We start from the raw sequence: 26,140 nt of genomic DNA on the forward strand, positions 1-26,140 counted from the left end.
GCTTTAAAATTTTAAAGTGACTTTTTTCTTTTTAAAAAATTTTCCTTTGCTAATTTTAAGTCAATATAATTGAATTGTAAAGATTTTTTTAGTATAATTAAGTATATTAACTTTAATATGTGAAAGGGGAAGGACTATGTTAAAAAATGCGAAAAAATTGTATGAAAAATATAAAAAAACAAAAATTACAGGTGAAGATTTAAAAAAAGCTAGTAAAATTACAAACAATTTAGGAAAAATTTCATCAAAATTTGGGCTTCTTGTGAGAATGTTGCAAGCGGACAAAAATGGGGAGTTTAAAATTCCGACGATGGATAAAGTCAAAATTATTGGAGCGATTGTTTATGTGATTACAACGATTGATGCAGTGCCTGATCTTTTGCCAGTTATTGGATTTGGAGATGATATTGGGGTAGTGGCTTATGTGATTTCAAAACTGGGGTCTTTGCTTTCTGAATATGAGAAATTTGAAATACAGAAAAAACAGGATGAAAAAGATAAAAATGTGGATTGGGATAATTTGAGAGTTGTAAATGAAGATTAGTATAAAGTTTTATATTGTTTATAACATTATATATAACAAAATAAATTATCGGACATAAAAAATATTTAATATTTAAAATATTTTTATATTATATTTTTATTTTCATAGATTATACAATATTATCATAGATTGTATAATATTTTTTCAAACTTTCATTTATATGTAAAAATATATTTGAATTTTAATATTGAATGAGTTTATTTTCAAAAAGGATTTATTATAATCAGAAATGAAATAAGAAGTGGAGAAATATGAAAAAAGAAAATTTTTTGAGGCAGTTTCCAAAAGAAATGGAGTATTTGGTTAGTAAATTGTATAATTGTTATGAAGTGGCGAAGGAATATGAGATTATGAGCTTTACTGAGGAGTTTTATACGCCGAATTTTTGGAAGAAGCTAGGGAAAAGGATGGATAGACTTAATGTTATTTGTGATGGAGTTTTTGCGGATAGTGATAGACGGCAAATTGCATTTGTGCCTGATAGTTTTATAGCTGGAAATAGAGATGTTTATGATAATTTTGCAAAAAATGGCAAAAGTTTGGTACAAGATGATGAAAAATTTGAAGAATATGCGGACTTTAATAATGAGTTTAATGAGAATAGTTTTCAATTTCCAAATAAATTGTTAAAAATATCAATAGATTCAAGATTTCGTGAATATTCACATAAAGATTTTTTGGGAAGCCTTATGGGGCTTAATATAAAAAGGGAGCTTATGGGAGACTTGATTTTGGAAAATGAGGGCAGGAAAATATCAGGGTATATTCCAGTATCAGAGAAAATTGCGGATTATATTATTTCGGAATTAAAGCAAATTGGAAAAGCCTCTTGTGAAATTGAAATTATTGACACAAAAAATAAAAATGTTCTTCCGCAATATAAATATGATAATAAGTTAATCACAGTTCCCTCCAAGCGTCTGGACAGCATCATTTCAACGATTACAAATTTATCTCGGACAAAAGTAATTGAGCCGATTGAAAAAGGAAAGGTTCTAGTTGATTATGTGGAAGAAAAGGATAAGTCTAGAATGCTTGAAATTGGGAGTTTGATTACGATTAGAGGGTTTGGGAAGTATAAATTGTTTTTGGATAAGGGGGAAACGAAAAAGGGGAAGGAACGCATACTTGTGAAGAAATACATTTAGAATCTTGGAATAATAAAAATAGATTTATTGATAACTTGATTTAAATGTTCTAAATTAAAGAAAGAAGGTAGAAAAATGAAAGATGTTACACCAAAAAGTAATTTTGAAATATTGATAAGATGTCTTGTAATAGCAATTGGAATTGTGGCAGTGATTGCATTTCTGAAATTAGCACTTTCGGTATTTTTATCAGTTGCAGGTTGGATAATTCCGATTGCGTTGATATTATTTTTGTATGAAAAATTTAAAGAAAAATAGTTTTTTTAAAAAATTTTTATCAAATTGATAATTAAGTAATTTTAGAGCTTGAAAATATGTAACTTTTACATTTAGATTTGAAAAAGTATTATTATAAAAAATAGAAAAGGAATGAAAAGATGGAAAGAAGTGAAATAAAACAGGAATATAAATGGAATTTATCAGATATTTATGAAAATTATTCAGCTTGGGAAAAGGATTTTGAGAAAGTTAGTGAGTTGAAAAAAGAATTGGCTGGATTTAAAGGGAAATTTGGGAATGAAGGGAAGTTATTGGAGTTTTTTCAGAAGCAGGAGGAGATGGATAAGATTTCTTATAAATTGTATCGGTATCCTCAGCTTGCGAGGGATTTGAACTCGTTGAATAAGGAGGCTGTGGAGCATTTGCAGAAGGTGCAGTTTTTATTTGCGGAGGTTTCTACTGAATTGTCCTGGGTAAATTCGGAACTGGTTGATAATCGTGAGAATATTGAAAAATGGATTGAAAAAAAAGAATTTGATGATTATAGATTTGGACTAAAAAATTTATTTAGGTTGCAAAAGCATATTCTGGAAGAAAAGGAAAGCAAACTGTTGTCGTACTACAGCTCATTCTTTTCAGCACCTAGAAGCATTTATTCGGAAGTTACGGTTACGGATGTGGAGTGGCCTCAGGTTACGCTTAGTTCTGGAGAAAAAGTGGATGTAACGCCTGCCAATTATTCTAAAATTTTGTCTACAAATAGAAATCAGGAAGACAGAAAACTGATGTTTCAGACGTTTTATACAATTTATGAAAAGAAAAAAAATACGATTGGGGCAATTTATAACTCAATTTTGCAAAAGGGAATTGCTTCAAAGAAAGCCTACAATTACGATTCATTTTTGTTAAGCCATCTGGAAAGCGACAATATTCCAGAAGAAATTTACTTAAATCTTGTCAATACGGCGAAAAATAATACAAAACCATTGCAAAGATATTTAAAATTGAGAAAGAAAATTTTAGGACTTGAAAAATACTATAATTTTGACGGCTCAATTAACCTAATAGAATTTGACAAGGAATATGAGTATGATGATGCGAAGGAAATAGTGTTAAATTCAGTTGCTCCACTTGGAAAAGATTACGTAGAAAAAATGAAAAAAGCGATTTCAGAAGGCTGGCTGGATGTATTTGAGGCGAAAGGAAAAAGAACAGGAGCGTATTCTGCAGGAGTTTATGGAGTTCACCCATATATGCTTCTAAATTACAACAAGACTTTAGACAGCGTATTTACATTGGCACATGAACTGGGACATACCTTGCACACTCTTTATTCAGACGAAAATCAGCCTTTCTCGATGGCAGACTACACAATTTTCGTAGCGGAAGTGGCTTCTACATTTAACGAAAGATTACTGCTTGACTATATGCTGGAAAATACCAATGATCCAAAAGAAAGAATCGCACTGCTGGAGCAGGAAATTGGAAATATTGTTGGAACATTCTATTTTCAGGCATTACTAGCAGATTATGAATATCAGGCACACAAGCTGGCAGAAGCTGGAGAGCCGATTACAGCCGAAGTTTTGAGCAAAATTATGGAAGACTTGTTTGACAAATATTACGGCGACATAATTGAAAAAGATGATTTAATCTATATTTTCTGGGCAAGAGTTCCACACTTTTTCAACTCGCCATTTTACGTGTATCAATACGCAACTTGCTTTGCCTCATCAGCGATTTTATATGAAAAAATGATAAATTCAAGTGATGAAAGCGAGAAAAAACAAACACTAGACAAATACATTCAATTATTAAGCTCAGGAGGAAATGACTTCCCAATGGAACAGCTAAAAAAAGCAGGAGTTGACTTATCAAAAATTGAAACAATCGAGGCCGTGGCGAAACAGTTTGATTTGCTGTTAGATAAATTGGAAGTGGAAATTGGGAAGTTGTAGAAAAACATTTATTTTTTGTATAACATTGTATTTACAACGTAATTAGAAATTGATATAATAAAGAAAAAAGAAGGTATTTGTTATGGCAAATGCAAATTTAAGTATTAGAGTTGATAAAGAAACAAAAGAAAAAGCGAACGAATTATTTAACAAATTTGGCTTGACAATGACAACAGCAGTAAATATGTTTTTAAAAACTGCAGTTAGAGAAAATAGAATTCCTTTTGAACTGAAATTGGAAGAAGAGCCAAATGAAGTAACAATGAAAGCAATTGAAGAAGGAAGACGGATTGCAAAAGACGATAGTGTAAAGGGATATGACAGCATAGAGGAGTTGAGAGAGGCACTTGGTGTATAAAAAGGCTAGGCTCACATTCAAAATTGTTTTAGTATGATTATGAGTTTTGATATTATATATAAAGGAGTGAATTTTTATGAAAAAAGTAATTTTACTTTTTACAATAATTTTAGGATTTAATTTATTTTCGGATAATTTAAAAAATAATGAGATACCTTTTATTTCTTCTTCATATGATGAATTTTTTCAAAAAGTAGAGAAATTAGAAGAAAAAATAAAAAATGGAGATAAAAAAGCGATTAATAATTTAGGGAATTTGTATGCGAAGGATGAAAATTCTCGAAATATTCCTAAGGCAAAAGAATATTATAGATTGGCGATTAAAAATGGTTCTGAAATTGCTAGGAAAAATTTGGAAATAGTAAATAAACTTCCAAAATTATGTCCTGAGAGATCAATATGTGAAAATTGGACAACAATTAGGTTTGTAGAAAAAGATGGAAAAATTGTGAAAATGATAATAAGAGGGTTTCCAATTGATAAGGAAGAAGTAAATAAAACTGAAAAACAGGCAATTAAAGAAGAAATAGAATACATGCTGAATGTTTTCTTTGAGAATGAAGAATTTGAAATTGTCGGATATGCTGATAAAACTGAGAATAATAAAAATAAATTATCTTTATTGAGAGCTGAAAAAATGTCAGAATTTCTGAAACAAAATGGATTGAGAAAAGATATAAAAATTACTAAAATGATTGGAAAAGGATCTGAAAATCCAATTGATACGAATGATACAGTAGAGGGAAGATACAATAATCGTCGTGTTGAAATTTTATTAAAAAATGGAAAAGTTAAGGAAATTGATATTAGTAAATTACTAAATCAGTTAAGAGATGAATAAATTTAAAAAAGTTTCGATTTTAAAAAAAATGTGGTATAATTAATAGAGAAAAAGTTTGAAGGAGAAGGTGATTTTGATGAGAAAAATTTTTAATAAAAAGATTGGTGTTTTGATTTTTTCTTTGGTATGTGCTGGATTGGCAAATGCAGCTCCTGTGAGAAATGCAAATGCGGCTGTAAAACTTGTACAAAATTCAATAATTAATCATGGATTTGGTGGCAGTCAAGGAATAAAATGCATGAAGTTTTATTTTGATGAAACTGATGATGAATTTCAAGTTGATGTGCATAGTGATAATGCGAAATGTGGTGGGGATCCAAGTGTTGAGCCACGTTTATTCAGTTATACTGTGAATAAAATAACTGGAGAACTTGCGACAGATAATTTTAGTTATGCAGAAGATCAGGGAATAGACTGGGAAGGAGATTTTCTTCCGATAGATTAACTTTTAATATTTTGAAACTATTAAGAAGTGGAGTCTGAAGTATGAAAAAATTTATTTTAATGCTAATATTTGTTTTGGGAAGTTTTACTTTTGCAGAAATAACGGATAAAGATGTGGAGAGTTTTTTTTCACCTAAAACACAAGTTTATGTTTCAAATCAGAAAGATTGGTTTTATGGAATGTACCCAGCTAATGGAGAAGAAACTACATGGAAAAAGATTAATTTCTTTATTAATGTCTTGCCAGTAGGGAATAAATATAAAATTTCATATACGCCTTTTGAAAATGTAGAATCTTATGACAAAGAAGGTTATCCTGTGCTAATCTATAAAATTGATAAAGGATATGTTGACGGAGAAGAAAAAGATATATCTACAACAGATTCGTATGAAATTACTATTTTAGGGTTAATACATTCAGGTACAGAGATTAAAAATGGTAAAAATTATACAAGAAGTAGTTATCAGGTGCTTTCAAAAAATGAGCTAGATGCTTTATTGAAATCTAAAAATGCAAAAAAACTTGACTCTAGTACAGAAAAAAATACAAAAGAATTTCTGAACTGGCTATTTCATAATGCTAATTAAATTGTTTCAAGGAGTAATAAAAAATTTTATAAAATCAAGAAAAAAGAGTTATCTAAATTCAATTGCAAATATTAGATAGCTCTATTTTTTGTTTATTCTTTTTTTCAATTCTCTTAATGGAATAGGATTGGAAGTTTTCACTAAATCCTTGTAGACATTGTTTAAATGTTTAATTACAGATTTGTCAGCAGTTTTTATGCAAGTTTCGTGATTTAGGAGAAATCCTGTGTCAGTACAGTTTAAGGAGCCTAGAAAGGCTGTTTTATTGTCAATTATGTAAATTTTACTGTGGAGATGGTAATCTTTATCTAAAATATGTAATTTCAGATTTTCTCTTTTGGAGTAGGTAAATTTAGAAGATTTTTTATTATTCAATATAAAATCTCTGAAAAATACAATAAAAAGAGAAAAAAGTATTGTGAGAATTAAAAAACTACTTTTGGACAATGAATTTCTCATAAAGGAAACATTAAAGCCAAAAGATGTAAAAATTTCCAGTATTGCAAGCGATAAAATTATATAAAATACAATTAATAGAAATTTTCCAAGTTGAAAAAGCCATTCGTTTTGATTTGGTGAAGAATGTTTTTTTATAAATAATATTTTTTTTAAAAGTGGATAAATTCGTTCGTTGTCTTTTGAAATAATCTTTACTTGAACGTTTTTGTTTAATGCCTTAAAAATTTCTTCACCTATCATTCTTCCGCTTAAAAAAGGAGCAATTATTGTAATTGATTTTTTTGCATTTTTCATTGTAGCTCTTACGGCAATTCCTGCTTTTTTCCCAGCGTAAATATCACAGGAAATATCTTTTAAAAATGTATTTTCCATATTTTTCATATCTTAAATATTTTTACTCCCTTTTTTCACTAAAATTTTCTATTTTTTTCTCTTCTGCTTTATTTTCTTGAATTGTAGTATTTTTCAAAAAGTTAGAAATTTCCTTCATCGTACGCGTATCTTTTAAAATACTTGTATGAGTGGTATTATCAATAATCTTGAAATTTTCAGATTTCATTTTTGCAGAGTCCACAGGTACCATTCCATCATCTTTTCCTGGAATTAGCATTGAATAAAAAGGATTATTTGTTTTATTCCCGATTAAAATAAGATAATTATAATCAGGTTCGCCAAGTTGATTTACAAAACTATCTTTTTTTGTGCTAAATTGCGGAACAACTTTTCCGAGAATAAATGGAAGTTTGTCTACAAATGGAATATCTGCCAGGTGGCTTCCATGCGATGGTGGAGAAATAAACACTACTTTTCCAAGATTTTTAAGTGGATTTTCTTTTAAATAGTACCTTAAAATTCCCGTTCCCATCGAATGTGTCACAAAATTAATTTTTATATTTTGATTTAAATTTTTATCAGCTGCTTGTCTATTTTTTCGATTTCCATTTTCATCAATTTCAAAATACTGATTTTCTATTTTATTGTAAAAATTTTGTGCATAAATTTCTCCAATAATATTTTCAATACTTGGTTTTATATAAAGCTCTGTAATTTCTTGTGCAGTTTCCTTAGTTGTAGGATACTGGATATTTACAATTCTATAGTCATTTTTAAAATACTGGGCAATATTTTCCATATCTGAACTTTTTCCGTAAATTCCGTGAAAAAGCACTAAAAAATCCTGATTTTCACGTTTTTTATCATTTTTTTCATAATAAGTTTTTATTTTATAGTCGTGGTAAAGCAGTCCAGCCCAACTGTTTTTAGTTGTAGTAATTCCAACGGCAGTAATTGAGGTTCCAATTAATATATTTTTTATTATTTTTTTCATATTTTTCCTTTTTTAATTATTAATTGTCAATTTATAAAATTCAAAAATACCAGTTTCCCCAAGTTTTGCCACATATTCATCAATTTCTTCAATATATTCGGAAATTTTTCTTCCTTGTCCTCCAGTTGCAATAACATAAGCATTTGGAAAAAATTTTTTATATTGTAAAATTAATTCCTTAACTGCTCCGACATTTCCGTAAAAAATACCTGTATTAATCTGAGAAACCGTATTTATTCCCAAAACTGTTTCAGGTTCTGTAAATTCAATTTTGGGTAAAGCGGCAGTATTGTTGAATAAGGCATTTATTGAAAGTGTAATTCCAGGGAGAATGCTTCCGCCCATATAAGTGGAATCTTTTATCATATCAAAAGTTGTAGCTGTTCCAAAGTCGATAATTAGAAGCTCCTTTTCTGGATGTAAATTTTTTGCCGCCAAAATATCGACAATTCTATCTGCTCCAAGTCCACGTTCCATATTTGGTAAAATTTTTATTTTATTTTCAACGTTGTCAAGATTTACAAAAACTGGATTAATGTCAAAATATTTTTTTCCAAGTCTTGAAAAATTTTCGTTAATATTCGGAACAACAGATGATACAATGATGTTTTCAACGTTTAAAATTTCCAAATTACTGTTTTTAGCAAATTCCTTTAACATTATAAAAAGGGTATCTTCAGTAAATTCAAGATGTGTAGGTATCCTAAATGTTGCCAGTATATTTCCTTTCATATCATAAAAAATTGGCACAATATGTGTATTTCCAATATCAAATCCTAAAATCATTGTTTTCTCCTTTCTTTTTTATTTCATAAATAATCCAATATAAGCTGCAACCGATAAAATAACACCGACAATTGCTTCTCCGCTCATTAATCCGTTTGAGAGTAAAAGTAGATTAGAATGAAGTTTTTTTGAATGTCTGTTTGCAAAATAACTTATAAGGCCACCTAAAAATACAGTTGAAGTCAAATAAAATGGAACATAGATTCCAATTCCAAAAGTTAGTACTGGAAGATTTAACAGACTTAAAACCATACCGAAAATAAGTCCGGCAAAGAAAATTCCTAGAAATGGAATTCCATTTATTACTGTTGCGACAATGGAAGCCTGTAATGCAATTAAATCAGTATTTTCCACAGGGCCTATATTTTTGTAAATTCTAAAAAATACAAAAAATAAAAATGTTATTACAAATGAACTTACAATTGACCCGATTAATTCTCCAACAAGCTGATCTTTTGGATTTACATTCATTCTATATCCTGATTTAAAGTCATTCAGAATATCTCCAGAAAGTCCGCAAGCTACTGCAATAATACAGGCTAAAAGGAATAATGTCAAAGTTGTTAAGTCTGCAGAAAATTTTATTCCAAAAATATTTAAGCCATTTAATATTTTGTTTAAAAATGAAATTAACAAAATTGTGATTATTGCATAAATTTCCATTGGATTGACTCCAGTTTTTCCAGTTGAATATCCTGCAATTATTGTACAAAGGATGGAAATTAGAATAAGAACTAATGCCAGAAATATTGGCAATTTGTATATTAAAATTATAATAATAATTGAAAAAATTGATAAAAATGATAACTTTTTAAAAATATTCTGATTATTTTTTTCATTTTTTGATTTATTTGAAAAAATAATTTTTAAAATCACAGCAATCCCAATTCCAATCATAAATCCCATTCCAAAGCTATTTTTCATAATAGCAAAGTCATTTAATTTAAAAATTTTAGCAAGTGGCTCTCCAATAAAAACAATAACTGCACCGCCTAAAAACCATACAAATGTATTTACAAATCCTAAAACATATCCAATCCCAACTAAAAGGGGTGATACATAAAGGCTAAGAAGGCCATTTTTTAGTGAAAGCAAAGCAGGAATAAATGGCGGTTTCCCTTTTGAAAAGCTGAAATCACGAAAAAGCGCGATAATTGAGCTAAATAATGTCCCAAAAGCCACATAACGAATATTTTCCATATTTTCCCCTGATTTAACAAGATTATATGCCGCTTCTCCAATTGGGAATTCCAGTTTTTCCTCTTCAATTAATTTTGAACGAAAAATATAGGATAAAAATGAACCAGCGATACTTCCAACCAAAATAGTTATGCAAAGTAAATATTGATTAATATCCGAAAGTTTTCCACCTAAAATAATATAAGCCGGCACTGTAAAGGCAACTCCCCCTGCCACCATTGACCCAGCACTCATTATTGTATGTGTAATCGTAATTTCCTTATTGTCTGTTCTTTTAAAAAATTTTAACGTTATCATCGACAAAAGCGTAACCATTATCGTTGGCCAAGGTAACGCTCCAAATTTTAATACAATGTAAAAAGAGCTTGCGGATACTAAAATTGCACCTACAATTCCGATAAAAACAGCTGGAAATGTTATGTTTAATTTTTTTTCTTCTGTCATTAAGTTTCCTCCTAAATGTTTGAATGTTGTTTCTTAAAATTTTACTTCATTTTCATAGTATTTGTCAATGAATTTTTTATAAACTTCTTATTTAATTATAGAATTTATATTGAATATCAAATAAAATAATATTATTATCATAAATTTATTTGACAAAAGAAATATTTTGATATATAATAAATCATATTTGCAAATCATTTGCAAAAGTGAAAACATTTTTTAGGAGATGTTATTATGAAATTAACTAAGAAAAGGCAGCAAATACTTAATCTTATACAGTCTTCAGACACTCCAATAAATGCCAAGTTTTTAAAATCAAAAGTAGATTTTGACTTATCGACAGTTTATCGAGCTTTGGAATTTTTAGAGAAAAATAATTATATTTTTTCGTTTGACTTTGAAAATGAAAAATATTACTTTAAGGAAGAAAATGCCAATTTTTTTATTTGTGATTCTTGCAAGCATATTGAAACTATGCCTGAATTTTCAAATGAAGAAACAGAAAAAGAAAAAAGCGAATTAAAAAAACGAGGCTTTTCACTATTGTCACATCTTTCGATTTTTAAAGGAAAATGCAACGATTGTGATTAAATCTATGATTTATACTAGACTCTGTTTGAGAAATGAAATTATATTTTAATTATTTAAAAATATTAAGTTTTTATCTTTTTCTAGAAAAGTTTTTAATAAATTCATTATTTTATTACAAAAAATACATATAGGAGGAACTAAAATGAAAAAATTATTATCATTACTTTTATTATCAGCTCTGTTTATTTTTTCTTGCGGAAATAAATCAGAAACTAAAAAAGAGCAAGGAACTACTACAGGATCAAAGGAAAAAATTGTAACAAGCGTGCCGCCTTTAAGATGGCTTGCTCAAAAAATTGCAGGAGATGATTTTGAAGTTATTTCAATTGTGCAGCCAAATATGAATCACGAACTATTTGAGCCGAAACCTTCAGATTTGAAAATTTTGGAAAATTCAAAGGTATTTTTCACTTACAATATGCTAGGATTTGAAGAAACAATTTCTAACAGCTTAAGTGATAAAAATAAAATTGTTAATGTTTTAGATGGTGTTGATAAAAATTTATTTATCAAAGGAGATCATGATCATGACCACGAACATGAGCATGGACATGAACACGGTAAAAAGGAAGAACACGAACATCATCACGAGCATGAAGGACACGATGGGATTGATCCGCATGTTTGGTTCTCGCTTGACATGATGCCTAAAGTTGCTGAAAATATAAAAAATGAATTGTCAAAACTTTACCCAGACAAAAAAGAAACTTTTGAAAAAAATTACAATGCTTTCATTACAGAACTTAATCAGGTAAAAGCAGAACTTTCACAAAAAATGGCTTCAAAAACTAAAAAATCATTTATGATTTATCACCCTGCATTAAACTATTTCCTAAAAAACTATGCCATTGAAGAAATTTCAATCGAGCAGGAAGGAAAAGAGCCGTCAGCACAGCAAATAAAAGAAATTATTGATGAAGCAAAAGAACATAACATAACTACAATCCTAGTTCAGCCTCAATTTCCAAAACAAAGTGCTGAAGCCATTTCAAAAGAAATTCCTAACTCAAAAGTCGCTGAATTTAATGTTGACAAGGAAAATGTCTTTGAAAATCTAAAACAGTTTGTAGATTATTTAAATTAAAAATTTTTATTCAATAAAAAAGAACGAGAAGAAAAACGAAAGGATAAAAATTTGATGGCTAACGGACAGAATAAAAAACTTGTGAGTGTACGAAATCTTAACTTTAAATACAACAATGACTATATTTTGAATGATATAAACTTAGATATTTTTAAAGGAAAAAATGTTGCAATTCTGGGAAGAAATGGTGGCGGAAAATCGACTTTGGTAAAAGTTATGCTTGGATTTTTAAGAAAAAATTCTGGCAGTATTGAGTTTTTTACAAGTGAAAACAAAATTGGGTATTTACCACAAATAAGGGAGTTCGACACTTCCTTTCCTATTAACATTTTTGATTTGGTAATATCGGGATTAACTAATAAAAATAATCTTTTCAGAAGATTTAACAATGAAGAAAAAAAACGTGCTGAAATACTCTTGAAGGAATTTGATATTTTTCATTTAAAAAATAAATTAATAAACGAAGTATCTGGTGGACAGCTTCAAAGGGCATTAATTGCACGTGCCTTAATTTCTTCGCCAGAACTTATTTTTCTTGATGAGCCGGAATCATTTCTGGATAAGGAATTTGAATTTAAACTTTTTGAAAAAATAAAGGAATTGTCAGATTCAACAATAGTTGTAATTTCTCATGAACTGGAAAAAATCTACGACTACATTGATTCCATTTTTGTCGTGGAAGGCAATATTCGAGTTTATGAGAAAAAGGAAGATTACGTGTGCAGCAATCCTTATTTACATTCACACAAATAAACTTTACAAAATTAAAGATAAATTATTAAAGATTGGGGAATTATGGAATTTATAAAAATTTTTGAATATGCCTTTATGAGAAACGCCCTTGTTGTAGGCCTTCTTTCAAGTATATGCTGTGGAATAATAGGAACTTATATCGTAAATAAAAAAATGGTCTTTATTTCATCAAGTATCAGCCATGCCTCTTACGGCGGTATTGGAATAGGAATTTACCTGATTTATTTCTTTAACTTGCCAATAAAAGATCCATTATTTTTTGGACTGATTTTCTCAATATTATCAGGTGTGCTGATTTTGGTTCTAAAAGACACTCTTCACGTTGACGGTGATTTGGGAATAGGTATCGTTATGTCAATGGGAATGGCTATCGGAATTATTTTCGCCTTCTTGACACCAGGCTATCAATCCGATATGTCAACTTATTTATTCGGAAATATCCTTTTATCCAACACCCTAAACATAATTTTACTGCTAATACTGGACATCATTACAATCACATTTTTCATCATCTTCTACAAAAGCATCGTCTACACCAGCTTTGATGAAAACTTCTACAAAATCCACAGCGTCCCAGTAACCTTCATAAACTACTTTATGATAATCCTAATATCCTCCGTCATAATAATAAACATAAAAACAATAGGAATCATCCTAATAATCTCAATCCTGACAATCCCGCAGGCAATCGCAGCCTCACTCGCAAGAAAATACTCAGCAATCATAATTCTATCCATAATTTTCTCATTTATCGGAATACTATCAGGACTATATTTTTCCTACACACTAAATATTCCGTCAGGCCCTTCAATTATTGTGTTGCTTACGATTTTATTGGCGTTAGTTAAGATTTGGGGATTTGTGAAAGGAAAATTTTTGAATTAATAAATTTTAATAACTATAAAACACCTTCCTTTTAGAGTAATTTTTAAAGTTGCTATTACAATGGAAGGTGTAATTTTATTATAAATTTGTATTTTTATTTTTTAGAATTCCTGTTATTTTCTTTTTTTCCAATTCATCTAGTTTTGCTTGATATTCTTCTATTTTTTTTCTGTAATATTCTTCAGCTTTTTCTTCATCTTTATTTTCAAACTTTGATTCAATCATTGATTTTAACTTATTAGAAATTAATTTTTCTCCAATCTCTTCTATTATAAAATTAATTTCAAGATTGTCTTTTATCTGATAGTAATCTTTAGTATTATTTATTTCTTCTACTACCCCTTTAATCTTTTCAGTAGCAAATTTTCCAAAAGTCGATTCTAAAAACATAGTATTTTTAAACAAATCAATAATATTAGCCCCAAAAGTTTTCACATCATCTTTAATTTCAGCAATAATTTTTCCATTTTCATCTTTACTCAAATAAATACAATCTTTTGCTAAAACATCTGCTATCAGAAAAGGACTGTGTGTTGCAAAAATCAATTTAAACTTTTTATCTTCATACCTTCCTAATTCTTTTATTAATTCATATAAAAATCTTCTGCTCCATTCAGGATGTAGAAAAGTTTCTACTTCATCAAAAAAAAGTGTAATGTATTTTTTATCTTTAAATTCGCCATTTAAAACTCCATGAAGGGTTGAAAAATACTGTAATTTTATTTTTTCTCCATCACTTAATCCTTCTTCTTCTATTTTTATAAATTCCATTTCTCTGAATGAAGAATAATCAGAATGATATGCTTCTTCTATATTTGGAGTATGAAAAGTATCATATTTTTCTAACAACTCTATAATTTTTTTATTTTTCTTAAAATTAATTCTAAATTTTTTAATAATTTTAGTATCATCTTCATACTTCATATGAATTTTCTTTTTTGGTATATCTTTTACAAGAATAGCAATATCTTCAATAATTTTATATTTTTTTTCATCATAGTCAATCCAATCATGTTCCTCTTTCTCAATTTTTTCTAACAATGTTTTAATTTTTTCAAAAGGAGATTTATTTTTTAACAATCCCAAAATTTCTTTTTTTTCTTTTTGATTGAAACAATTTAATATATCCTGGATAAGATAATAATACATCATGTTAAAGAAGTGAATCCATTAAAACAAGGATTGAAACAGAATATAGAAAAAAATAACAACTTTTATAGGGTTGTTTTTTTATTTTTTTAGAAAAAATAAGTTAAATTGTCTTCTAAATAGGTTATTCGAATACTATATAATAAATTTATCAGAAATAATAGGAGTGATAAAAATGGCAAAAAGAAGTATGAATTTTGATGAAATAAGAAAAGCAAAAAAATTAGCAAGATTTTTAGGAGAATTTTCAGAAAATTTTTTAGTGATTATTAGATTGGTAGAGGCAGTTATAAAAGGGGAATATCAAATAGAAACTTGGAATTTAATTAAATTAATTGGAGCTATAATGTATGTTATTTTACCGTTAGATGCAGTGCCAGATGCTATTCCAGTTTTAGGTTTTACAGATGATATAGCAGTAGTAGCAGAAATTTTGAAAAGTATGGCAGATATAATAAACGATTTTAAAAAGTGGGAAGAAAATAAGTAAAAAAATTGCTCGATAGCTTCTTAATAGAAATTATTAGATAATTTAGTAATTTGAGAAGTTGTCGAGTATATTTATAAAAAATTGTGATAATTTTTATTATTTTGATTAGATTTTTGTTAAAAAGGTCTAGTGAAAAATTGTTATTTCTTACAAAATGTGGTATAAAATATATTATAGATTGATTTATTTATAAAAATACTAGATAAATGAAAGAGCATTAAGGGAGGAAAATATGGAAATAAGTAAATCTCTAAGAATTTCATTAACAGAAAAATGTAATTACAGATGTTTCTTCTGTCATGAAGAAGGATTAGATATGAGCAAAAAAAGGATTTCTAAAACGAAGGAAGAAGTTTATGATTTGATTGAAATTGCTTTAAAAAATGGATATAATGATTTGACTTTTACTGATGGTGAACCGTTGACAAAAAAGAAAGATATTCAATGGTATTTTAAAAAATTAGATCATAAAAAGATGTATCCAGATATTACAATTGTCACAAATGGATTTTTGATGGATGATGAATTGCTCGAGTGTGTATCAAAATATAAAGGGAATTTTAAATTTAATATATCGTTACATTCGTTAAATCCAGAAGATTATGAAAAAATTATTTGCTTAGCTGAGAATTTAAATTCAGAAAAAGTGATGGATGTTAGATTCAAGAAAGTGGTAGAAAATATACGAAAAGCTAAATTACGAAATTTGAATATAAAATTAAATTTTGTATTATTGAAGGGGATAAATACAGGAAAAGATAAAATAAGAGAAATTTTAGAATTTGCATTACAAAATAATATAGACTATATTAAATTTTTGGAATTGTTGGTAATTGAAGGGAAAAAAGAATTATATAAATATTTTACTGAAATAGAGCAGATTGAAGAAGTTTGGAAGGATGAATTGAAACTTTTGTTGAAAGATATTCCTAGAAGAAAATTGTATTTGTATAAAGATAAGTTGAAAGTAGAATTACAAAAATGTACTTGCAGTTTTGGTTGTAGTAATTGTTTAAAAAATAGAGATGTGAATTTGACTGCTGAATTGAAATATTTTCCTTGTTTTATTTTATCGAATGAAAATTATGAAGTTAAAAGAGAGAATTTATTAGAAAAAGTTAAATTAGGAAATGAAAAAATAATGGATTTGTTAAGAAGTATGGAGAAGACAGTCCACTGCTGATAAAGAAAAGAAAGTTTATACTAGAGAAAACAGAATTTTATTATAAAAGTAATTTAGATGTAAAAAATGTCATTGAAATATTAAAAGAAAATGGTTACAGATTATATCAAACATTGGAAACAAAGGAAAGATATTATACTACTGAAAATGATTTTGAAATAAAAAAATATATATTCACTCTCATAATGATTCTAAAGTATACAGAAATTATCCAAAATTATTCTTTAAATAATAATACAAAAGCAATGAAAATAAGATATATAAATAGAGGGATATATAATAAACCGAAAGAAGTAAATAATTTAAAAGAGTATGAAAATAATTTGGAAAATAAAAGAAGTCGTTTTTTGGAAGAATTAAACTGGCACATAGACATTTATAGAAATCATAATGATGAAAAAATAAGTATTGGAATAGAAAAAAATAATAATCAGACATTTATATTGTCATTTCAAAATGAAATAAAATCAGAAGAAATCTTAAAAAAGGCAGCATTAAAGAAAGTAAGTAATTTACCGCTTAAATACATTTTGAATAATAAAAATAAAAATTAAAGAAATTTTTAATAAGGAAGGGAAAATAAATGAATGGTGTAATTTTAGAACTTTCTGCGGTAGAAGATAAAATTATAGATAATAAAAAAATGTATAGTTTTGAGATTCATAAAAGAATGTCAGAAATACTGAAAATAGATAAGCGAGAGGAATTGAGAGTTTCAAATATTTTTGGTGAATTTTTTAATGAAAGCATAAAATTGGAAAAAGGAGAAAAATATAAGATTAGAGTAATTCCTAAAACGCAAGAAATTTTTTTAAAATTACAAGATCAATTGTTTCAATTAGCTATAAATAAAGAAAATCTTGTAATAGGAGATGGAATTTTTCAGTTAGTTGGAATTATAACCAAAAATGATACTTGGTGTGGTGAATATGATTTTGATAAAGAGATAAAAGCGTTAGATGTAGGAACACTGAGCTTTTATGAAAAAGTAAATTTAAAAATTGTTAATCCTATTTTAGTAAAAAGAAAGTCAATTTTTGGATTTGAAAAAATATTAAAAATTATTTTGCAGAATGTGGAAGAAGATACAGGTTTTAAAACACAGGAAATGGAAGAAAGTATTTTAAATTCAATTACAATAAAAAGAGAACTGTATAGAGAAAAAAGGGTAAATTTACTGAATGGTGAAATAAAAAAAGTTTATTTAGGAGATATAGAGCTTGTGTTACAAGGATACCATGGGAAGATACTTTTGATTCTTCTTCAGTATGTGAAATATGTTGGTGTTGGAGAATTTAGAGAGTATGGATTTGGAGAAATTATAAGTAGAAGTTAATTCCTAAACCTATTTAAAGTATAATTAATAATAAAGATTAAATTAAAACATAAAAATTATTTAAAATGAATTTTAAGGAGGCAAAATGAGCGAAAAAGATAAAACATTTGAAAATGTATTAAAAGAAAATAGAGTTTTAGTAAGTATTGAAACTGTAAAAATTAAAGATTTTATTTTTTCAACGAATAAATTGAAATTGATTAGAGGGGCAAGTTATCTTTTGGATTATATGAATCAAGTCGAAGTGCCAAGAATATTGAAGAAATATGGATTAGAATATAAAACACATGAACTTGTAGATAAGATTTATAATATTAATGCCGACAAGGAATTTTTAGAAAAAGTAGATGAAGAAATAGATAAGACTATTGATAAAAGAATATTGTATATTGGAGCTGGAAATGCTAAATTTTTAGTTGATAGTAAAAAAACTGCTGAAAAGATATGTAAAGAGATAAAAGAAATATACAAAAGTTTAGCTCCAAGTGCAAAAGTAGTTGCAGAGTGTTATCCAATGAAAGAAAATGAAAAAATATGGACTGCAATTGATGAATTGGCACAGAAAACTGCTGAGAAAAAAAGTGAAGGATTTCCTATGTTGAATATTGACTTGCCATTTGCTGTGAAGTGCGATTTATCAGGGACTGAACCAGCTGTTGTAAGTTTGAAAAATCTAGAAAAAGATTTGGAAAACATAGAAATTCATAGAAGTGGTGAAGGTTCTGATGATGATAAACAGGTGGAAGATACTATAACTGCTATAAGAAATGTTATAAAAAAAGATAACATGAAAATTAGTGAAGAAAGTGCTGTAAAAATTAAGTATTCTAATAAAATGATAAAAGATGATGTGAATGAGATTGGATTTTATTCGATTATAAAAAAGGCTCTTAATTATGATATTCATTTAAATACAGAGATTGATGATTATTCAGTAGGAGATAGTTTTATTGGATTTGTGTATAGTGATGGAGATGGACTTGGAGATTTTTTGAAAAATGTAAAAAAAGTTTATACAATTGAAGAAGAATATTTAAAATTTATGAGAAAATTCAGTGTTATTTTGGATAGAAATACGAAATATGTGTTGAAAGAAGTTATTAAGGAAATGTATGAAAAAGGTAAATTTGTGAAGAAAAAACCGATTTTGAAAGATGGAAAATTTGTGAAAGATGAAAAAGGGGAAAATATTGAAAAATCTGTAATTGGAGAATTTCTTATTGTTGGAGGAGATGATGTTTGTGCAGTATTTCCAGCAGATTTAGCAATAGAAATTTCATATGAATTTCAAAAACAATTTGAAGAAAAAATGAAAAAATTTACTGAAATTGAAAATCAAAAAAATGAAAAGAAAAATCCAGAAAATATAACTTCTTCTTGTGGAGTTGTAATTGCGAAAAATAAAACACCGATGTTTCAATTATTTGAACAAGGTCTTAAATTACAAAAATCTGCTAAAGCGAAAAGATATCAAGAAAATAAAAATAGAGAAGGGGAAGTGCGAACAGGATATATTGATTTTCAAGTAATTGGTAATGAAGGAAATGTTGATATAAAAAAATATAGAAAAAAATGGTACGATAAATTTGATAAAAAAGATGAAAATGAGAGAAAACTGTATATTTCAAAAAGACCATACAGCATTAATAAATTAGATGAGAAAGTATCTGAAAGTATTGATAAACTCATTGAAAATGTAAAAAAATTGAAAAATAAAAATTTTCCAAATACAAAAATTAGATATATTTATGATTTGAAAAAAGATGAAACAAAAACTGATAATGAAAAAATTATGGAATCAATAAATATTTTATCTAAAATGAGCCTGGAGGAAATTCAAGTTCTAGATGAAGTATGGAAAATAAAAGATAAAATAAAATTAGATTTTGAAACTGGAAATGAGAAATTTAAAGAATTTTTTGATAATATTTTTGATATATTGGAAATTTATGATTTTATTCAAAAGGACGAAAAATCTTCAGAAAAGGAGGATAACAATAGTGGGAATTAAAATAGGATATGAAGTGAAATTGCTGACACCAGCAAATACAGCTGAAACTGGTACGATTGGAAAGGAAATTGATGTTGAAATAAAAAGAGATAAAAATGGAATGCCATATTTTTCAGCTAAACATATAAAAGGAATATTTAGAGGAAAAATTTTAGAATTTAGAAATGCTTTTGCTGGGATTAATGAAAATGTTTTTGAAGAATATTTCGGAGATAATTTAAATGGAGAAAAATTTTCAGAAAAATATTTTGGCAGCGAAGGGAATAATCCGAGTAAGATTAGATTTTCAGATTTAAAATTAAAAACCGAAAAAAATTTAGAGAAAATTAATCATAAAATTGGGGATAGATATGGTGTAAAAATTAACAGAAAAACAAGAGTAGCAGAAGACAACTCATTATTTAATTATGAATTTGTAAAATCTAAAAATATTTTTGTAGGAAATTTTGAGTTAAGTAATAAGTTTTTTGAAAAAGAGGAAAATGAAGAAAATTTAGAAAAGAAATTAAAATTTTTGTTGGCTAGTTTTCTTCATATTGATAAAATTGGAGGTTTGAAATCAAGAGGATTGGGGAAAGTTGAAATTCGATTTACTTCTGTAGGAATTGATGAAAAATGTGATTTGAATGAAAAGAGTAGTAGATTTGAAACAGTAAAAGAAATATCAGAAATTATATTAGAAGATAGATTAAAAAAATCAAACTTAAAGGAATTAGGAAAAGTAGAAAAATACAGTTATACTTTGAACTTTTTGGAAGTTTCAGTACTTCAAGGAAAAGTCAGACAAAATGCAGTTGGACTGAGAAATTCTTTGCAAGGATCTTCGATAAGAGGAGCTGTTATTCAGTATGGATTGGATAATAATTTTAAAATTGAAGATTTATTGAAAATAAAAATTGCTGAAGTGAAAAAAATTGTGAAAAAAGGTGGAGATGAGAAAGAAGAATTCAAATTAGCAAGTGGATTTAAAACGAAATATCCTGTAAAAAATAATAAACCAGAAAAAATTGATAAAGCGATTAGTGTGATGAAAGAATACAAAACGTATTCTAAAGATGAAAGTGGAATAAAATTTGAAAGGGATTCATTGTCATTATTGAATGCGGAAGGGACTGAATTGAGCATAAAAATTGATGAAAAAACACGAACTACGAAAGAAAGTTATTTGTTTAGTACAGAATATATGGATTTGACTAATGTAGAAAAAGAGGAGGGAATAAGTTTTAAGGGGATTGTAGAAATTCCAGAAGGACTGTTTGAAATTGGGAAGGAATATGAATTAAAAATTGGGAAGTATAAAACAAAAGGGTTTGGAAAAGTAGAAATTAAGTTTGAAAAATATTCTAAAAAACAAGGTATGAGTATTAGAGATAGAATCGAAAAATTGAATAATCAAATTAAAGAAGATTTTGTAAGATTTGATGATGAAAATAATAAAAAATCTGAAGAAGAAAGAGAAAAAGTCTGTTCTGGAGATGAAAAATTAAAAGAGGGGAAGCAAAAATTGATAACATTTGATTTTCTTTCAGATATGATTTTGCCATTTAATGAAGTTAGCAATGTTGGAGATCAGATTTTAATATTATTTGATGAAAATTTTGGAGAAAAATTAACTTTAAATAATAGAAGAACTTTTGTGAATGTAGAGAAATTGAGAGGATATAATATCATAAACAATTCAAGAAAAATGGATGAAATAGTTATAACTCAAGGAAGTGTAATTTCTTATTGTGTTGATAATGAAAATTTAGAGGGAATTTTGGGATATTTAGAAAAAATAGAGGAAAATGGAATTGGACTTAGAAGAAATGAAGGCTTTGGAAGAGTTAGAATTTGTAGTGAGAGAGAATGTGGAAAATAGGAAATTTAATGTAGGAGAAAATTATGTACAACTTTATACCTGAAAGAAAGAATAAAATAGAAAAAAGTGAAAGTTTAGAGAAGAATTTAAGTGTAGAAGAATTATTTTTAAAAGATATTGATGAAGAATTTGTGGATAATTTAGAAAAAGAGAAAACACTGAAAAAATTTTTAGAAAACGATAAATTTAAAGAAATAATTTCTGATATAGAAACAGAAGAAAAAGGAATGTTAAATCTGGCTCAGTTTAAAAGATTTTACGATTTTATAAAAGAAAAAAAATTTGATCTTCATGATAAAGAAAAAAAAGTAAAAGATTTTATTGAGAAACAAAGAGAGAGAAAAATTGCAACAAAATTTTATGAGTTTGTAAAGGAAGAATTTATTGAAAAACCTTTAAAAACAAAAGAAAAAGAATTAACTGATGAATTTAGAAAATCAGAATCTAAAAAAAATAAACAAAATTTCCAAGTATTAGAAAAATATTTGTTGTATATTTTTGGGAAAAAAAGAATGGAAAAAGAATTTAGATAAAGTAAAGGAAACGGAGGAAGAATAATGGATTTTTCAACATTTAAAAATAAATATATCTTAACAGGGAAAATAGTTGTTTTGAATGCTCTACATATAGGAAGTGGAAGAGAAAAAGATGATAGAGATGCCCCTTTTATATCATTAGATGATGATAAAAATTTTTATATTCCTGGATCAACTTTTAGAGGATATTTAAGCACAAAATTAGAAAGATTTTTAGATAGTGGGAATGGATTTAAAATAAAAAATAATGGCGAAGAATTAAATGAAGCTGATGTAAAATTGATATTTGGATATACTAACTTAGATAAAGAAAAAAATTTAGATGTAAAAAAAAGAGTTGTAGCGAAGTTTTTAAATAAAAAAATAGAAGAAATCGGAGAAGAAGAAGTTAATAAAAATCTAAAAGACTTGAAATCTTTGGCTGGAAGAATACATATATCTGACATGCCTGTATTAAAAGATGTCAAATATGTAACAAGAGATGGAATAAAAATTGATAGAAATACAGGAGCTACTAAAAAAGGAGCAAAATTTGATTATGATGTAGTTCCCGCAGGAACAGAATTTGACTTAAATATTGAATTGGAAAATATAGAAAATTACCAATTGGATTTAATAGGATTGGCGTTAAATGATATTTTAAAAGATAACGGTGATTTATTTGGTGGTAAAACTTCAAGAGGAATTGGAAAATGTAGATTAAAAGATTTAAAAATGAAGTATGTAACATCAGATGATAAAGAAAAATTGAAAAAATATATTTTTGAAGGAAAATTTCCATATGAAATTAAAGAGCAAGAAAAAATATTTAAAACAGAGAATCTTAGTTTAGATTAGGAGAAGAAAAATGGAAAAAGAATTTTTAAAATTAGAAAATAAATTGGTTTTAGAATTAGAAATTGAACCTATTTCTCCTTTAATTATAAAATTGGGAGATGGTTCTGAAGAAGAAAATAGCAATAAAGAAAAAAGTGAAAGTGTAATATCATTTGTGACTTCAGATTCTCCAAGAGGGAATTTAGTGGAATATGATAAAAATAAAAAAAATAAAGATTCTAGAGAAGGAGAAATATTTATTCCTGGTTCTACATTAAGAGGATTATTTAGAGAAAAATTTAATAAAATTTACGATATAATAAAAGATGATGAATCAAATTTTAAAGAAAAAAACAAAAATCATAGAGAAGTTAATAATTTATTTGGTTGGATAGAAGGAGAAGAAGCTCAAAAAGGTAGAATTTTTATAGAAGATGCTTATCTTGAAAAAGAGGAATTGAGAAAAAATTTTTATTTAAAAAATATTGACGAAGCATTGAGTGAAGTGATAATGAAAAGAGACATAACTCCAATAGATCAGTTTACTGGAAAAGCAGTTGTACCACTAAACTATGAATGTACAATGGAAAAATTTGAAACAGAATTGATTATAAATAATATTAGTTTGGAAGAAATGAAAAATATTTATTTTATTTTAAGAGATAGCTACTTAGGAGAAATTAGATTAGGAAATTCTAAAACAAGAGGATTTGGACAAGTAAAATTTAATATTAAAAGTATGGTTATTGAAAATTATAGAGATAAAACAAAATTTGTAGTTAATTTAAAGAATTATTTCGAGATTGATTTTTTTAATTCAATAAAATTAGGAAATGAATTTTTAAAAGAAAATTTGAGGTTAAAAAAAGAATTTAAAGAAATAAATGTAAAAAATCCAAATGAGTTTATAAAGGCACTTTTTAGAGAGGTGGAATAATGGAATTTAAAAAATTTGATAAAGAGAAAATGAAAGAAGAATTACGAAATGATATTTATAATTTAGTTTATATAAACTATGAAAAAGAAAATGGAATAAAAATATTTAAAAATGAAGGAAATGCTTTAAATTTACTATCTGAAAGTGACTTTGAAAATTTTTATAAGATTTACCTTTTTAATAATAATTTTATGAAAACAATTTATCAATTTGGAGAAGACGATTACAGGTATTCAGAAGTAAATTCAGAAGACTTTGATGAAAATACTAAAAAGTTTAGAGAAATATTGATAAAAATTAAAGAAAATCCAGATGGGAAAAAAGTTAATCGTTTAAAAGTTTTAACTGGAGAAAATAAAATTACTAAAAAAGAGATTGTTCAGTTTCTAGAATTTTTGGGAGGTGAAAAAAATGGGAAAAAATAATGTGATTCCAATAAAACAATATCCATATAATTTTGTATCACTTGGAGAAAAAGTTATAGATAGAGGAAAAAGAGAAGTAGGAACAAATACTGGAAAATTTAAATGTAAATTAATTACGAAAAGTCCTTTGTTTATAGGTGGGAAAAAAATAGATGACGCAGGTCATACTTTAGAATATTTTTATAAAGAAAATGAAAGATTGACTATTCCAGCAAGTTCCTTAAAAGGAGCAATAAGGAATATAGTAGATGTTTTAACAAATAGTGTAATTAGAAATATTGAAGATGAAAGATTGGAAGAAAGATTAAAACCTAATAGAGAAAGTATAGTTAAATATGGAATAATAGAATCCCTTCCTAAAGATGGGGAAGATGGTATTATTAGATTGGCTCATAGGGTAAAAGTGAAAAAGGAAATTTTATCTAAAAAATCTCCTACTTATGATAAAAAAGGTAAGATATATAAAATTTATATGAAAGAAAAAATAAAAAAAATTGATAAAATAGAAACAGAAAAAGAATACCAAGAATTATTAGGAAAAAAAGATGGGAAAGGTGTAATTACAGTAACAATATGGGTTGCTTCTGAAAGACCGAAAGAAAAATATGAAAAAATACTAGTCAAAACAAATGAAATATTATACCGTTTTACTAAGAAGGAACTTGAAGATATAGAATATCTCATCAAACAAAGAAGTGATAGAGATAAAAAAGAAAATAAAGATTTTTATTATAAAAGTAGAAAAGGCGGAAGTGAGAAAAATTTTTTCAAGTTAAAAGTTGGTGATCCGATCATAATGTATAAAAAAAATACTAAAGATGATATGGTTCATTTAGTTTTTTCTGAAATACCTAGAATAAGATATAAATTTTCTCCATTAGATTTAGTCCCAAAAAAGTTTCAACCTAGTGATTCATTGGAAAAATTATCTTTTTCAGAAAAATTATTTGGAACAATAGGGGATAATACCAAAAAAGATAATAATAAAGAGGGTGATTTAGTTGCTTTAGAAGGAAGAGTATTTTTTGAAGATGCTAAAATAATTAATAAAAATCCTAAAATAATAAATAATGGGAAATTAGTTATATTAAAACCTTTTGGAGAACCTCATCCTACACAGGTATCTTTTTATTTAAATAGAAAAGATTACAATAGTAATGCAGAAGAAGGAATATTTATAAAAGGAAGAAAATTTTATTGGCATCATAGAGATAAAATAGAAAAAGATTTTAAAACATTTTCTAACTCAATAACAATGAATAGTAGAGAAAAATATAATTCAAGTTTAGAATTATTAGATTATGGAAATGAATTTGAATTTGATGTTCATTTTGAAAATTTAATGGATTCAGAGCTTGGAGTATTAATTTATGCTTTAGAACTAGAAAATGGATTATTACATAAAATAGGTAGAGGAAAAGCATTTGGATTTGGAAGTTGTAAAATAATAATTGAAGAATTTAATTTGGAAAATAGAAATAAATATAGTAATTTTTCAGAAAGTATATTTGAAAGTGGCAAAAAAGAAAAATATATTAATAAAGCAAAAGAAAAGTATATTAATGAAAGAGCTAATGTTGAAGAATTAAAAATAATACTTTCACAAACAAATAATCTAGATTTTAGTAAAAGTCCTTTTCCAGAAGAAAATGGTAGAACTCCAGGGAAAAATACACTAAATTGGTTTTTAAACAAAAAATCAAAAGGAGAATTAATTTTAGAAGGAATATTAAAAATATCTGGAAAATAAAAATTAAGAAAAATATT

The 26,140-nt window shown here is 26.8% G+C and carries 28 protein-coding genes; 23 read left to right on the plus strand and 5 right to left on the minus strand.

Annotation, left to right across the window (positions count from 1 at the left end; genetic code table 11):
• The first annotated feature begins 136 nt into the window (after positions 1 to 136).
• The 8 genes from LEBU_RS05225 (at position 137) to LEBU_RS05260 (ending at position 6,100) form a co-directional block, all read left to right on the plus strand.
• Positions 137 to 544, plus strand: coding sequence for a YkvA family protein (locus LEBU_RS05225; RefSeq protein WP_015769294.1), 408 nt, complete (start codon positions 137 to 139; stop codon positions 542 to 544).
• Positions 545 to 795: 251 nt separating this feature from the next.
• Positions 796 to 1,692, plus strand: coding sequence for a YlmH family RNA-binding protein (locus LEBU_RS05230; RefSeq protein ID WP_015769295.1), 897 nt, complete (start codon positions 796 to 798; stop codon positions 1,690 to 1,692).
• A gap of 75 nt (positions 1,693 to 1,767) precedes the next feature.
• Entirely contained in the window at positions 1,768 to 1,950 is a 183-nt protein-coding gene (locus tag LEBU_RS05235; protein ID WP_006804301.1) for a hypothetical protein, read from the plus strand.
• 119 nt (positions 1,951 to 2,069) lie between these two features.
• Positions 2,070 to 3,869, plus strand: coding sequence for an oligoendopeptidase F (pepF, locus tag LEBU_RS05240; protein WP_015769296.1), 1,800 nt, complete (start codon positions 2,070 to 2,072; stop codon positions 3,867 to 3,869).
• An 82-nt stretch (positions 3,870 to 3,951) separates the two neighbouring features.
• Positions 3,952 to 4,227, plus strand: a complete 276-nt coding sequence (locus LEBU_RS05245; RefSeq protein ID WP_015769297.1) for a type II toxin-antitoxin system RelB/DinJ family antitoxin — start codon at positions 3,952 to 3,954, stop codon at positions 4,225 to 4,227.
• A gap of 76 nt (positions 4,228 to 4,303) precedes the next feature.
• Positions 4,304 to 5,068 (plus strand): OmpA family protein, encoded by a 765-nt coding sequence (locus LEBU_RS05250; RefSeq protein WP_015769298.1) that lies wholly within the window; start codon positions 4,304 to 4,306, stop codon positions 5,066 to 5,068.
• Between the two features lie 76 nt (positions 5,069 to 5,144).
• A complete protein-coding gene (locus LEBU_RS05255; protein WP_015769299.1) occupies positions 5,145 to 5,513 on the plus strand; it encodes a hypothetical protein in 369 nt (122 codons plus the stop codon).
• A 41-nt stretch (positions 5,514 to 5,554) separates the two neighbouring features.
• Positions 5,555 to 6,100, plus strand: coding sequence for a hypothetical protein (locus LEBU_RS05260; RefSeq protein WP_015769300.1), 546 nt, complete (start codon positions 5,555 to 5,557; stop codon positions 6,098 to 6,100).
• Positions 6,101 to 6,181: 81 nt separating this feature from the next.
• On the opposite strand, the gene LEBU_RS05265 is transcribed toward LEBU_RS05260, so the two are convergent.
• Genes LEBU_RS05265 through LEBU_RS05280 form a run of 4 tightly spaced genes read right to left on the minus strand, consistent with a single transcriptional unit; the run spans position 6,182 to position 10,316 of the window.
• Positions 6,182 to 6,931, minus strand: coding sequence for a phospholipase D-like domain-containing protein (locus tag LEBU_RS05265; protein WP_238974517.1), 750 nt, complete (start codon positions 6,929 to 6,931; stop codon positions 6,182 to 6,184).
• Positions 6,932 to 6,953: 22 nt separating this feature from the next.
• Positions 6,954 to 7,886, minus strand: a complete 933-nt coding sequence (locus tag LEBU_RS05270; protein ID WP_015769302.1) for an esterase/lipase family protein — start codon at positions 7,884 to 7,886, stop codon at positions 6,954 to 6,956.
• Between the two features lie 12 nt (positions 7,887 to 7,898).
• Complete coding sequence (locus LEBU_RS05275; protein ID WP_015769303.1) at positions 7,899 to 8,672, minus strand: type III pantothenate kinase; 774 nt, start codon at positions 8,670 to 8,672, stop codon at positions 7,899 to 7,901.
• A gap of 18 nt (positions 8,673 to 8,690) precedes the next feature.
• On the minus strand, positions 8,691 to 10,316 hold the full coding sequence (locus LEBU_RS05280; RefSeq protein ID WP_015769304.1) for an OPT/YSL family transporter: 1,626 nt from the start codon (positions 10,314 to 10,316) through the stop codon (positions 8,691 to 8,693).
• A gap of 234 nt (positions 10,317 to 10,550) precedes the next feature.
• On the opposite strand from LEBU_RS05280, the gene LEBU_RS05285 reads away from it, so the two are divergent.
• The 4 genes from LEBU_RS05285 to LEBU_RS11720 all read left to right on the plus strand — a co-directional run bounded on the left by LEBU_RS05285 (position 10,551) and on the right by LEBU_RS11720 (position 13,629).
• The gene (locus tag LEBU_RS05285) at positions 10,551 to 10,907 is read left to right on the plus strand and encodes a Fur family transcriptional regulator (protein ID WP_015769305.1); all 357 of its coding nucleotides are present in this window, start codon (positions 10,551 to 10,553) and stop codon (positions 10,905 to 10,907) included.
• Between the two features lie 142 nt (positions 10,908 to 11,049).
• Positions 11,050 to 11,991, plus strand: coding sequence for a metal ABC transporter substrate-binding protein (locus LEBU_RS05290; RefSeq protein ID WP_015769306.1), 942 nt, complete (start codon positions 11,050 to 11,052; stop codon positions 11,989 to 11,991).
• Between the two features lie 54 nt (positions 11,992 to 12,045).
• Positions 12,046 to 12,744 carry a metal ABC transporter ATP-binding protein gene (locus LEBU_RS05295; protein ID WP_015769307.1) on the plus strand — a complete coding sequence of 233 codons (699 nt, stop codon included), beginning with the start codon at positions 12,046 to 12,048 and terminating at the stop codon, positions 12,742 to 12,744.
• Positions 12,745 to 12,786: 42 nt separating this feature from the next.
• Positions 12,787 to 13,629 (plus strand): metal ABC transporter permease, encoded by an 843-nt coding sequence (locus LEBU_RS11720; RefSeq protein ID WP_015769308.1) that lies wholly within the window; start codon positions 12,787 to 12,789, stop codon positions 13,627 to 13,629.
• Between the two features lie 78 nt (positions 13,630 to 13,707).
• On the opposite strand, the gene LEBU_RS05300 is transcribed toward LEBU_RS11720, so the two are convergent.
• On the minus strand, positions 13,708 to 14,709 hold the full coding sequence (locus LEBU_RS05300; protein ID WP_157859510.1) for an AAA family ATPase: 1,002 nt from the start codon (positions 14,707 to 14,709) through the stop codon (positions 13,708 to 13,710).
• A 244-nt stretch (positions 14,710 to 14,953) separates the two neighbouring features.
• Here LEBU_RS05300 and LEBU_RS05305 point away from each other — a divergent pair, with 244 nt between their 5' ends.
• The 11 genes from LEBU_RS05305 (at position 14,954) to LEBU_RS05355 (ending at position 26,123) form a co-directional block, all read left to right on the plus strand.
• Positions 14,954 to 15,268: a YkvA family protein gene (locus LEBU_RS05305; protein ID WP_015769310.1), complete on the plus strand. Its 315-nt coding sequence runs from the start codon at positions 14,954 to 14,956 to the stop codon at positions 15,266 to 15,268.
• Between the two features lie 232 nt (positions 15,269 to 15,500).
• A complete protein-coding gene (locus tag LEBU_RS05310) occupies positions 15,501 to 16,451 on the plus strand; it encodes a radical SAM protein (protein ID WP_015769311.1) in 951 nt (316 codons plus the stop codon).
• A gap of 113 nt (positions 16,452 to 16,564) precedes the next feature.
• The gene (locus LEBU_RS05315; RefSeq protein WP_015769312.1) at positions 16,565 to 17,005 is read left to right on the plus strand and encodes a hypothetical protein; all 441 of its coding nucleotides are present in this window, start codon (positions 16,565 to 16,567) and stop codon (positions 17,003 to 17,005) included.
• A 29-nt stretch (positions 17,006 to 17,034) separates the two neighbouring features.
• On the plus strand, positions 17,035 to 17,787 hold the full coding sequence (locus LEBU_RS05320) for a hypothetical protein (RefSeq protein ID WP_015769313.1): 753 nt from the start codon (positions 17,035 to 17,037) through the stop codon (positions 17,785 to 17,787).
• An 85-nt stretch (positions 17,788 to 17,872) separates the two neighbouring features.
• The gene (locus tag LEBU_RS05325) at positions 17,873 to 19,798 is read left to right on the plus strand and encodes a Cas10/Cmr2 second palm domain-containing protein (protein WP_015769314.1); all 1,926 of its coding nucleotides are present in this window, start codon (positions 17,873 to 17,875) and stop codon (positions 19,796 to 19,798) included.
• Positions 19,788 to 21,659 (plus strand): RAMP superfamily CRISPR-associated protein, encoded by a 1,872-nt coding sequence (locus LEBU_RS05330; RefSeq protein ID WP_015769315.1) that lies wholly within the window; start codon positions 19,788 to 19,790, stop codon positions 21,657 to 21,659. Before LEBU_RS05325 ends, LEBU_RS05330 begins: the two co-directional genes overlap by 11 nt.
• Positions 21,660 to 21,682: 23 nt before the next feature.
• Positions 21,683 to 22,192: a hypothetical protein gene (locus LEBU_RS05335; RefSeq protein ID WP_015769316.1), complete on the plus strand. Its 510-nt coding sequence runs from the start codon at positions 21,683 to 21,685 to the stop codon at positions 22,190 to 22,192.
• 24 nt (positions 22,193 to 22,216) lie between these two features.
• Positions 22,217 to 23,032: an RAMP superfamily CRISPR-associated protein gene (locus LEBU_RS05340; RefSeq protein WP_015769317.1), complete on the plus strand. Its 816-nt coding sequence runs from the start codon at positions 22,217 to 22,219 to the stop codon at positions 23,030 to 23,032.
• Between the two features lie 10 nt (positions 23,033 to 23,042).
• Positions 23,043 to 23,948 (plus strand): RAMP superfamily CRISPR-associated protein, encoded by a 906-nt coding sequence (locus LEBU_RS05345; protein WP_015769318.1) that lies wholly within the window; start codon positions 23,043 to 23,045, stop codon positions 23,946 to 23,948.
• Positions 23,948 to 24,373 carry a hypothetical protein gene (locus LEBU_RS05350; RefSeq protein WP_015769319.1) on the plus strand — a complete coding sequence of 142 codons (426 nt, stop codon included), beginning with the start codon at positions 23,948 to 23,950 and terminating at the stop codon, positions 24,371 to 24,373. Before LEBU_RS05345 ends, LEBU_RS05350 begins: the two co-directional genes overlap by 1 nt.
• The gene (locus LEBU_RS05355) at positions 24,360 to 26,123 is read left to right on the plus strand and encodes a TIGR03986 family type III CRISPR-associated RAMP protein (protein ID WP_015769320.1); all 1,764 of its coding nucleotides are present in this window, start codon (positions 24,360 to 24,362) and stop codon (positions 26,121 to 26,123) included. The genes LEBU_RS05350 and LEBU_RS05355 overlap by 14 nt, the downstream gene beginning before the upstream one ends.
• The last annotated feature ends 17 nt before the right edge of the window (positions 26,124 to 26,140 follow it).

It is taken from the genome of Leptotrichia buccalis C-1013-b (genome assembly GCF_000023905.1).
GTDB classification, from domain to species: domain Bacteria; phylum Fusobacteriota; class Fusobacteriia; order Fusobacteriales; family Leptotrichiaceae; genus Leptotrichia; species Leptotrichia buccalis.

Bases quoted from the DNA above. Each gene is read 5' to 3' on its own strand.
- LEBU_RS05225 (WP_015769294.1), top strand. From the start codon at position 137: ATGTTAAAAAATGCGAAAAAATTGTATGAAAAATATAAAAAAACAAAA.
- LEBU_RS05230 (WP_015769295.1), top strand. From the start codon at position 796: ATGAAAAAAGAAAATTTTTTGAGGCAGTTTCCAAAAGAAATGGAGTAT.
- LEBU_RS05235 (WP_006804301.1), top strand. From the start codon at position 1,768: ATGAAAGATGTTACACCAAAAAGTAATTTTGAAATATTGATAAGATGT.
- pepF (WP_015769296.1), top strand. From the start codon at position 2,070: ATGGAAAGAAGTGAAATAAAACAGGAATATAAATGGAATTTATCAGAT.
- LEBU_RS05245 (WP_015769297.1), top strand. From the start codon at position 3,952: ATGGCAAATGCAAATTTAAGTATTAGAGTTGATAAAGAAACAAAAGAA.
- LEBU_RS05250 (WP_015769298.1), top strand. From the start codon at position 4,304: ATGAAAAAAGTAATTTTACTTTTTACAATAATTTTAGGATTTAATTTA.
- LEBU_RS05255 (WP_015769299.1), top strand. From the start codon at position 5,145: ATGAGAAAAATTTTTAATAAAAAGATTGGTGTTTTGATTTTTTCTTTG.
- LEBU_RS05260 (WP_015769300.1), top strand. From the start codon at position 5,555: ATGAAAAAATTTATTTTAATGCTAATATTTGTTTTGGGAAGTTTTACT.
- LEBU_RS05265 (WP_238974517.1), bottom strand. From the start codon at position 6,931: ATGGAAAATACATTTTTAAAAGATATTTCCTGTGATATTTACGCTGGG.
- LEBU_RS05270 (WP_015769302.1), bottom strand. From the start codon at position 7,886: ATGAAAAAAATAATAAAAAATATATTAATTGGAACCTCAATTACTGCC.
- LEBU_RS05275 (WP_015769303.1), bottom strand. From the start codon at position 8,672: ATGATTTTAGGATTTGATATTGGAAATACACATATTGTGCCAATTTTT.
- LEBU_RS05280 (WP_015769304.1), bottom strand. From the start codon at position 10,316: ATGACAGAAGAAAAAAAATTAAACATAACATTTCCAGCTGTTTTTATC.
- LEBU_RS05285 (WP_015769305.1), top strand. From the start codon at position 10,551: ATGAAATTAACTAAGAAAAGGCAGCAAATACTTAATCTTATACAGTCT.
- LEBU_RS05290 (WP_015769306.1), top strand. From the start codon at position 11,050: ATGAAAAAATTATTATCATTACTTTTATTATCAGCTCTGTTTATTTTT.
- LEBU_RS05295 (WP_015769307.1), top strand. From the start codon at position 12,046: ATGGCTAACGGACAGAATAAAAAACTTGTGAGTGTACGAAATCTTAAC.
- LEBU_RS11720 (WP_015769308.1), top strand. From the start codon at position 12,787: ATGGAATTTATAAAAATTTTTGAATATGCCTTTATGAGAAACGCCCTT.
- LEBU_RS05305 (WP_015769310.1), top strand. From the start codon at position 14,954: ATGGCAAAAAGAAGTATGAATTTTGATGAAATAAGAAAAGCAAAAAAA.
- LEBU_RS05310 (WP_015769311.1), top strand. From the start codon at position 15,501: ATGGAAATAAGTAAATCTCTAAGAATTTCATTAACAGAAAAATGTAAT.
- LEBU_RS05320 (WP_015769313.1), top strand. From the start codon at position 17,035: ATGAATGGTGTAATTTTAGAACTTTCTGCGGTAGAAGATAAAATTATA.
- LEBU_RS05325 (WP_015769314.1), top strand. From the start codon at position 17,873: ATGAGCGAAAAAGATAAAACATTTGAAAATGTATTAAAAGAAAATAGA.
- LEBU_RS05335 (WP_015769316.1), top strand. From the start codon at position 21,683: ATGTACAACTTTATACCTGAAAGAAAGAATAAAATAGAAAAAAGTGAA.
- LEBU_RS05340 (WP_015769317.1), top strand. From the start codon at position 22,217: ATGGATTTTTCAACATTTAAAAATAAATATATCTTAACAGGGAAAATA.
- LEBU_RS05345 (WP_015769318.1), top strand. From the start codon at position 23,043: ATGGAAAAAGAATTTTTAAAATTAGAAAATAAATTGGTTTTAGAATTA.
- LEBU_RS05350 (WP_015769319.1), top strand. From the start codon at position 23,948: ATGGAATTTAAAAAATTTGATAAAGAGAAAATGAAAGAAGAATTACGA.
- LEBU_RS05355 (WP_015769320.1), top strand. From the start codon at position 24,360: ATGGGAAAAAATAATGTGATTCCAATAAAACAATATCCATATAATTTT.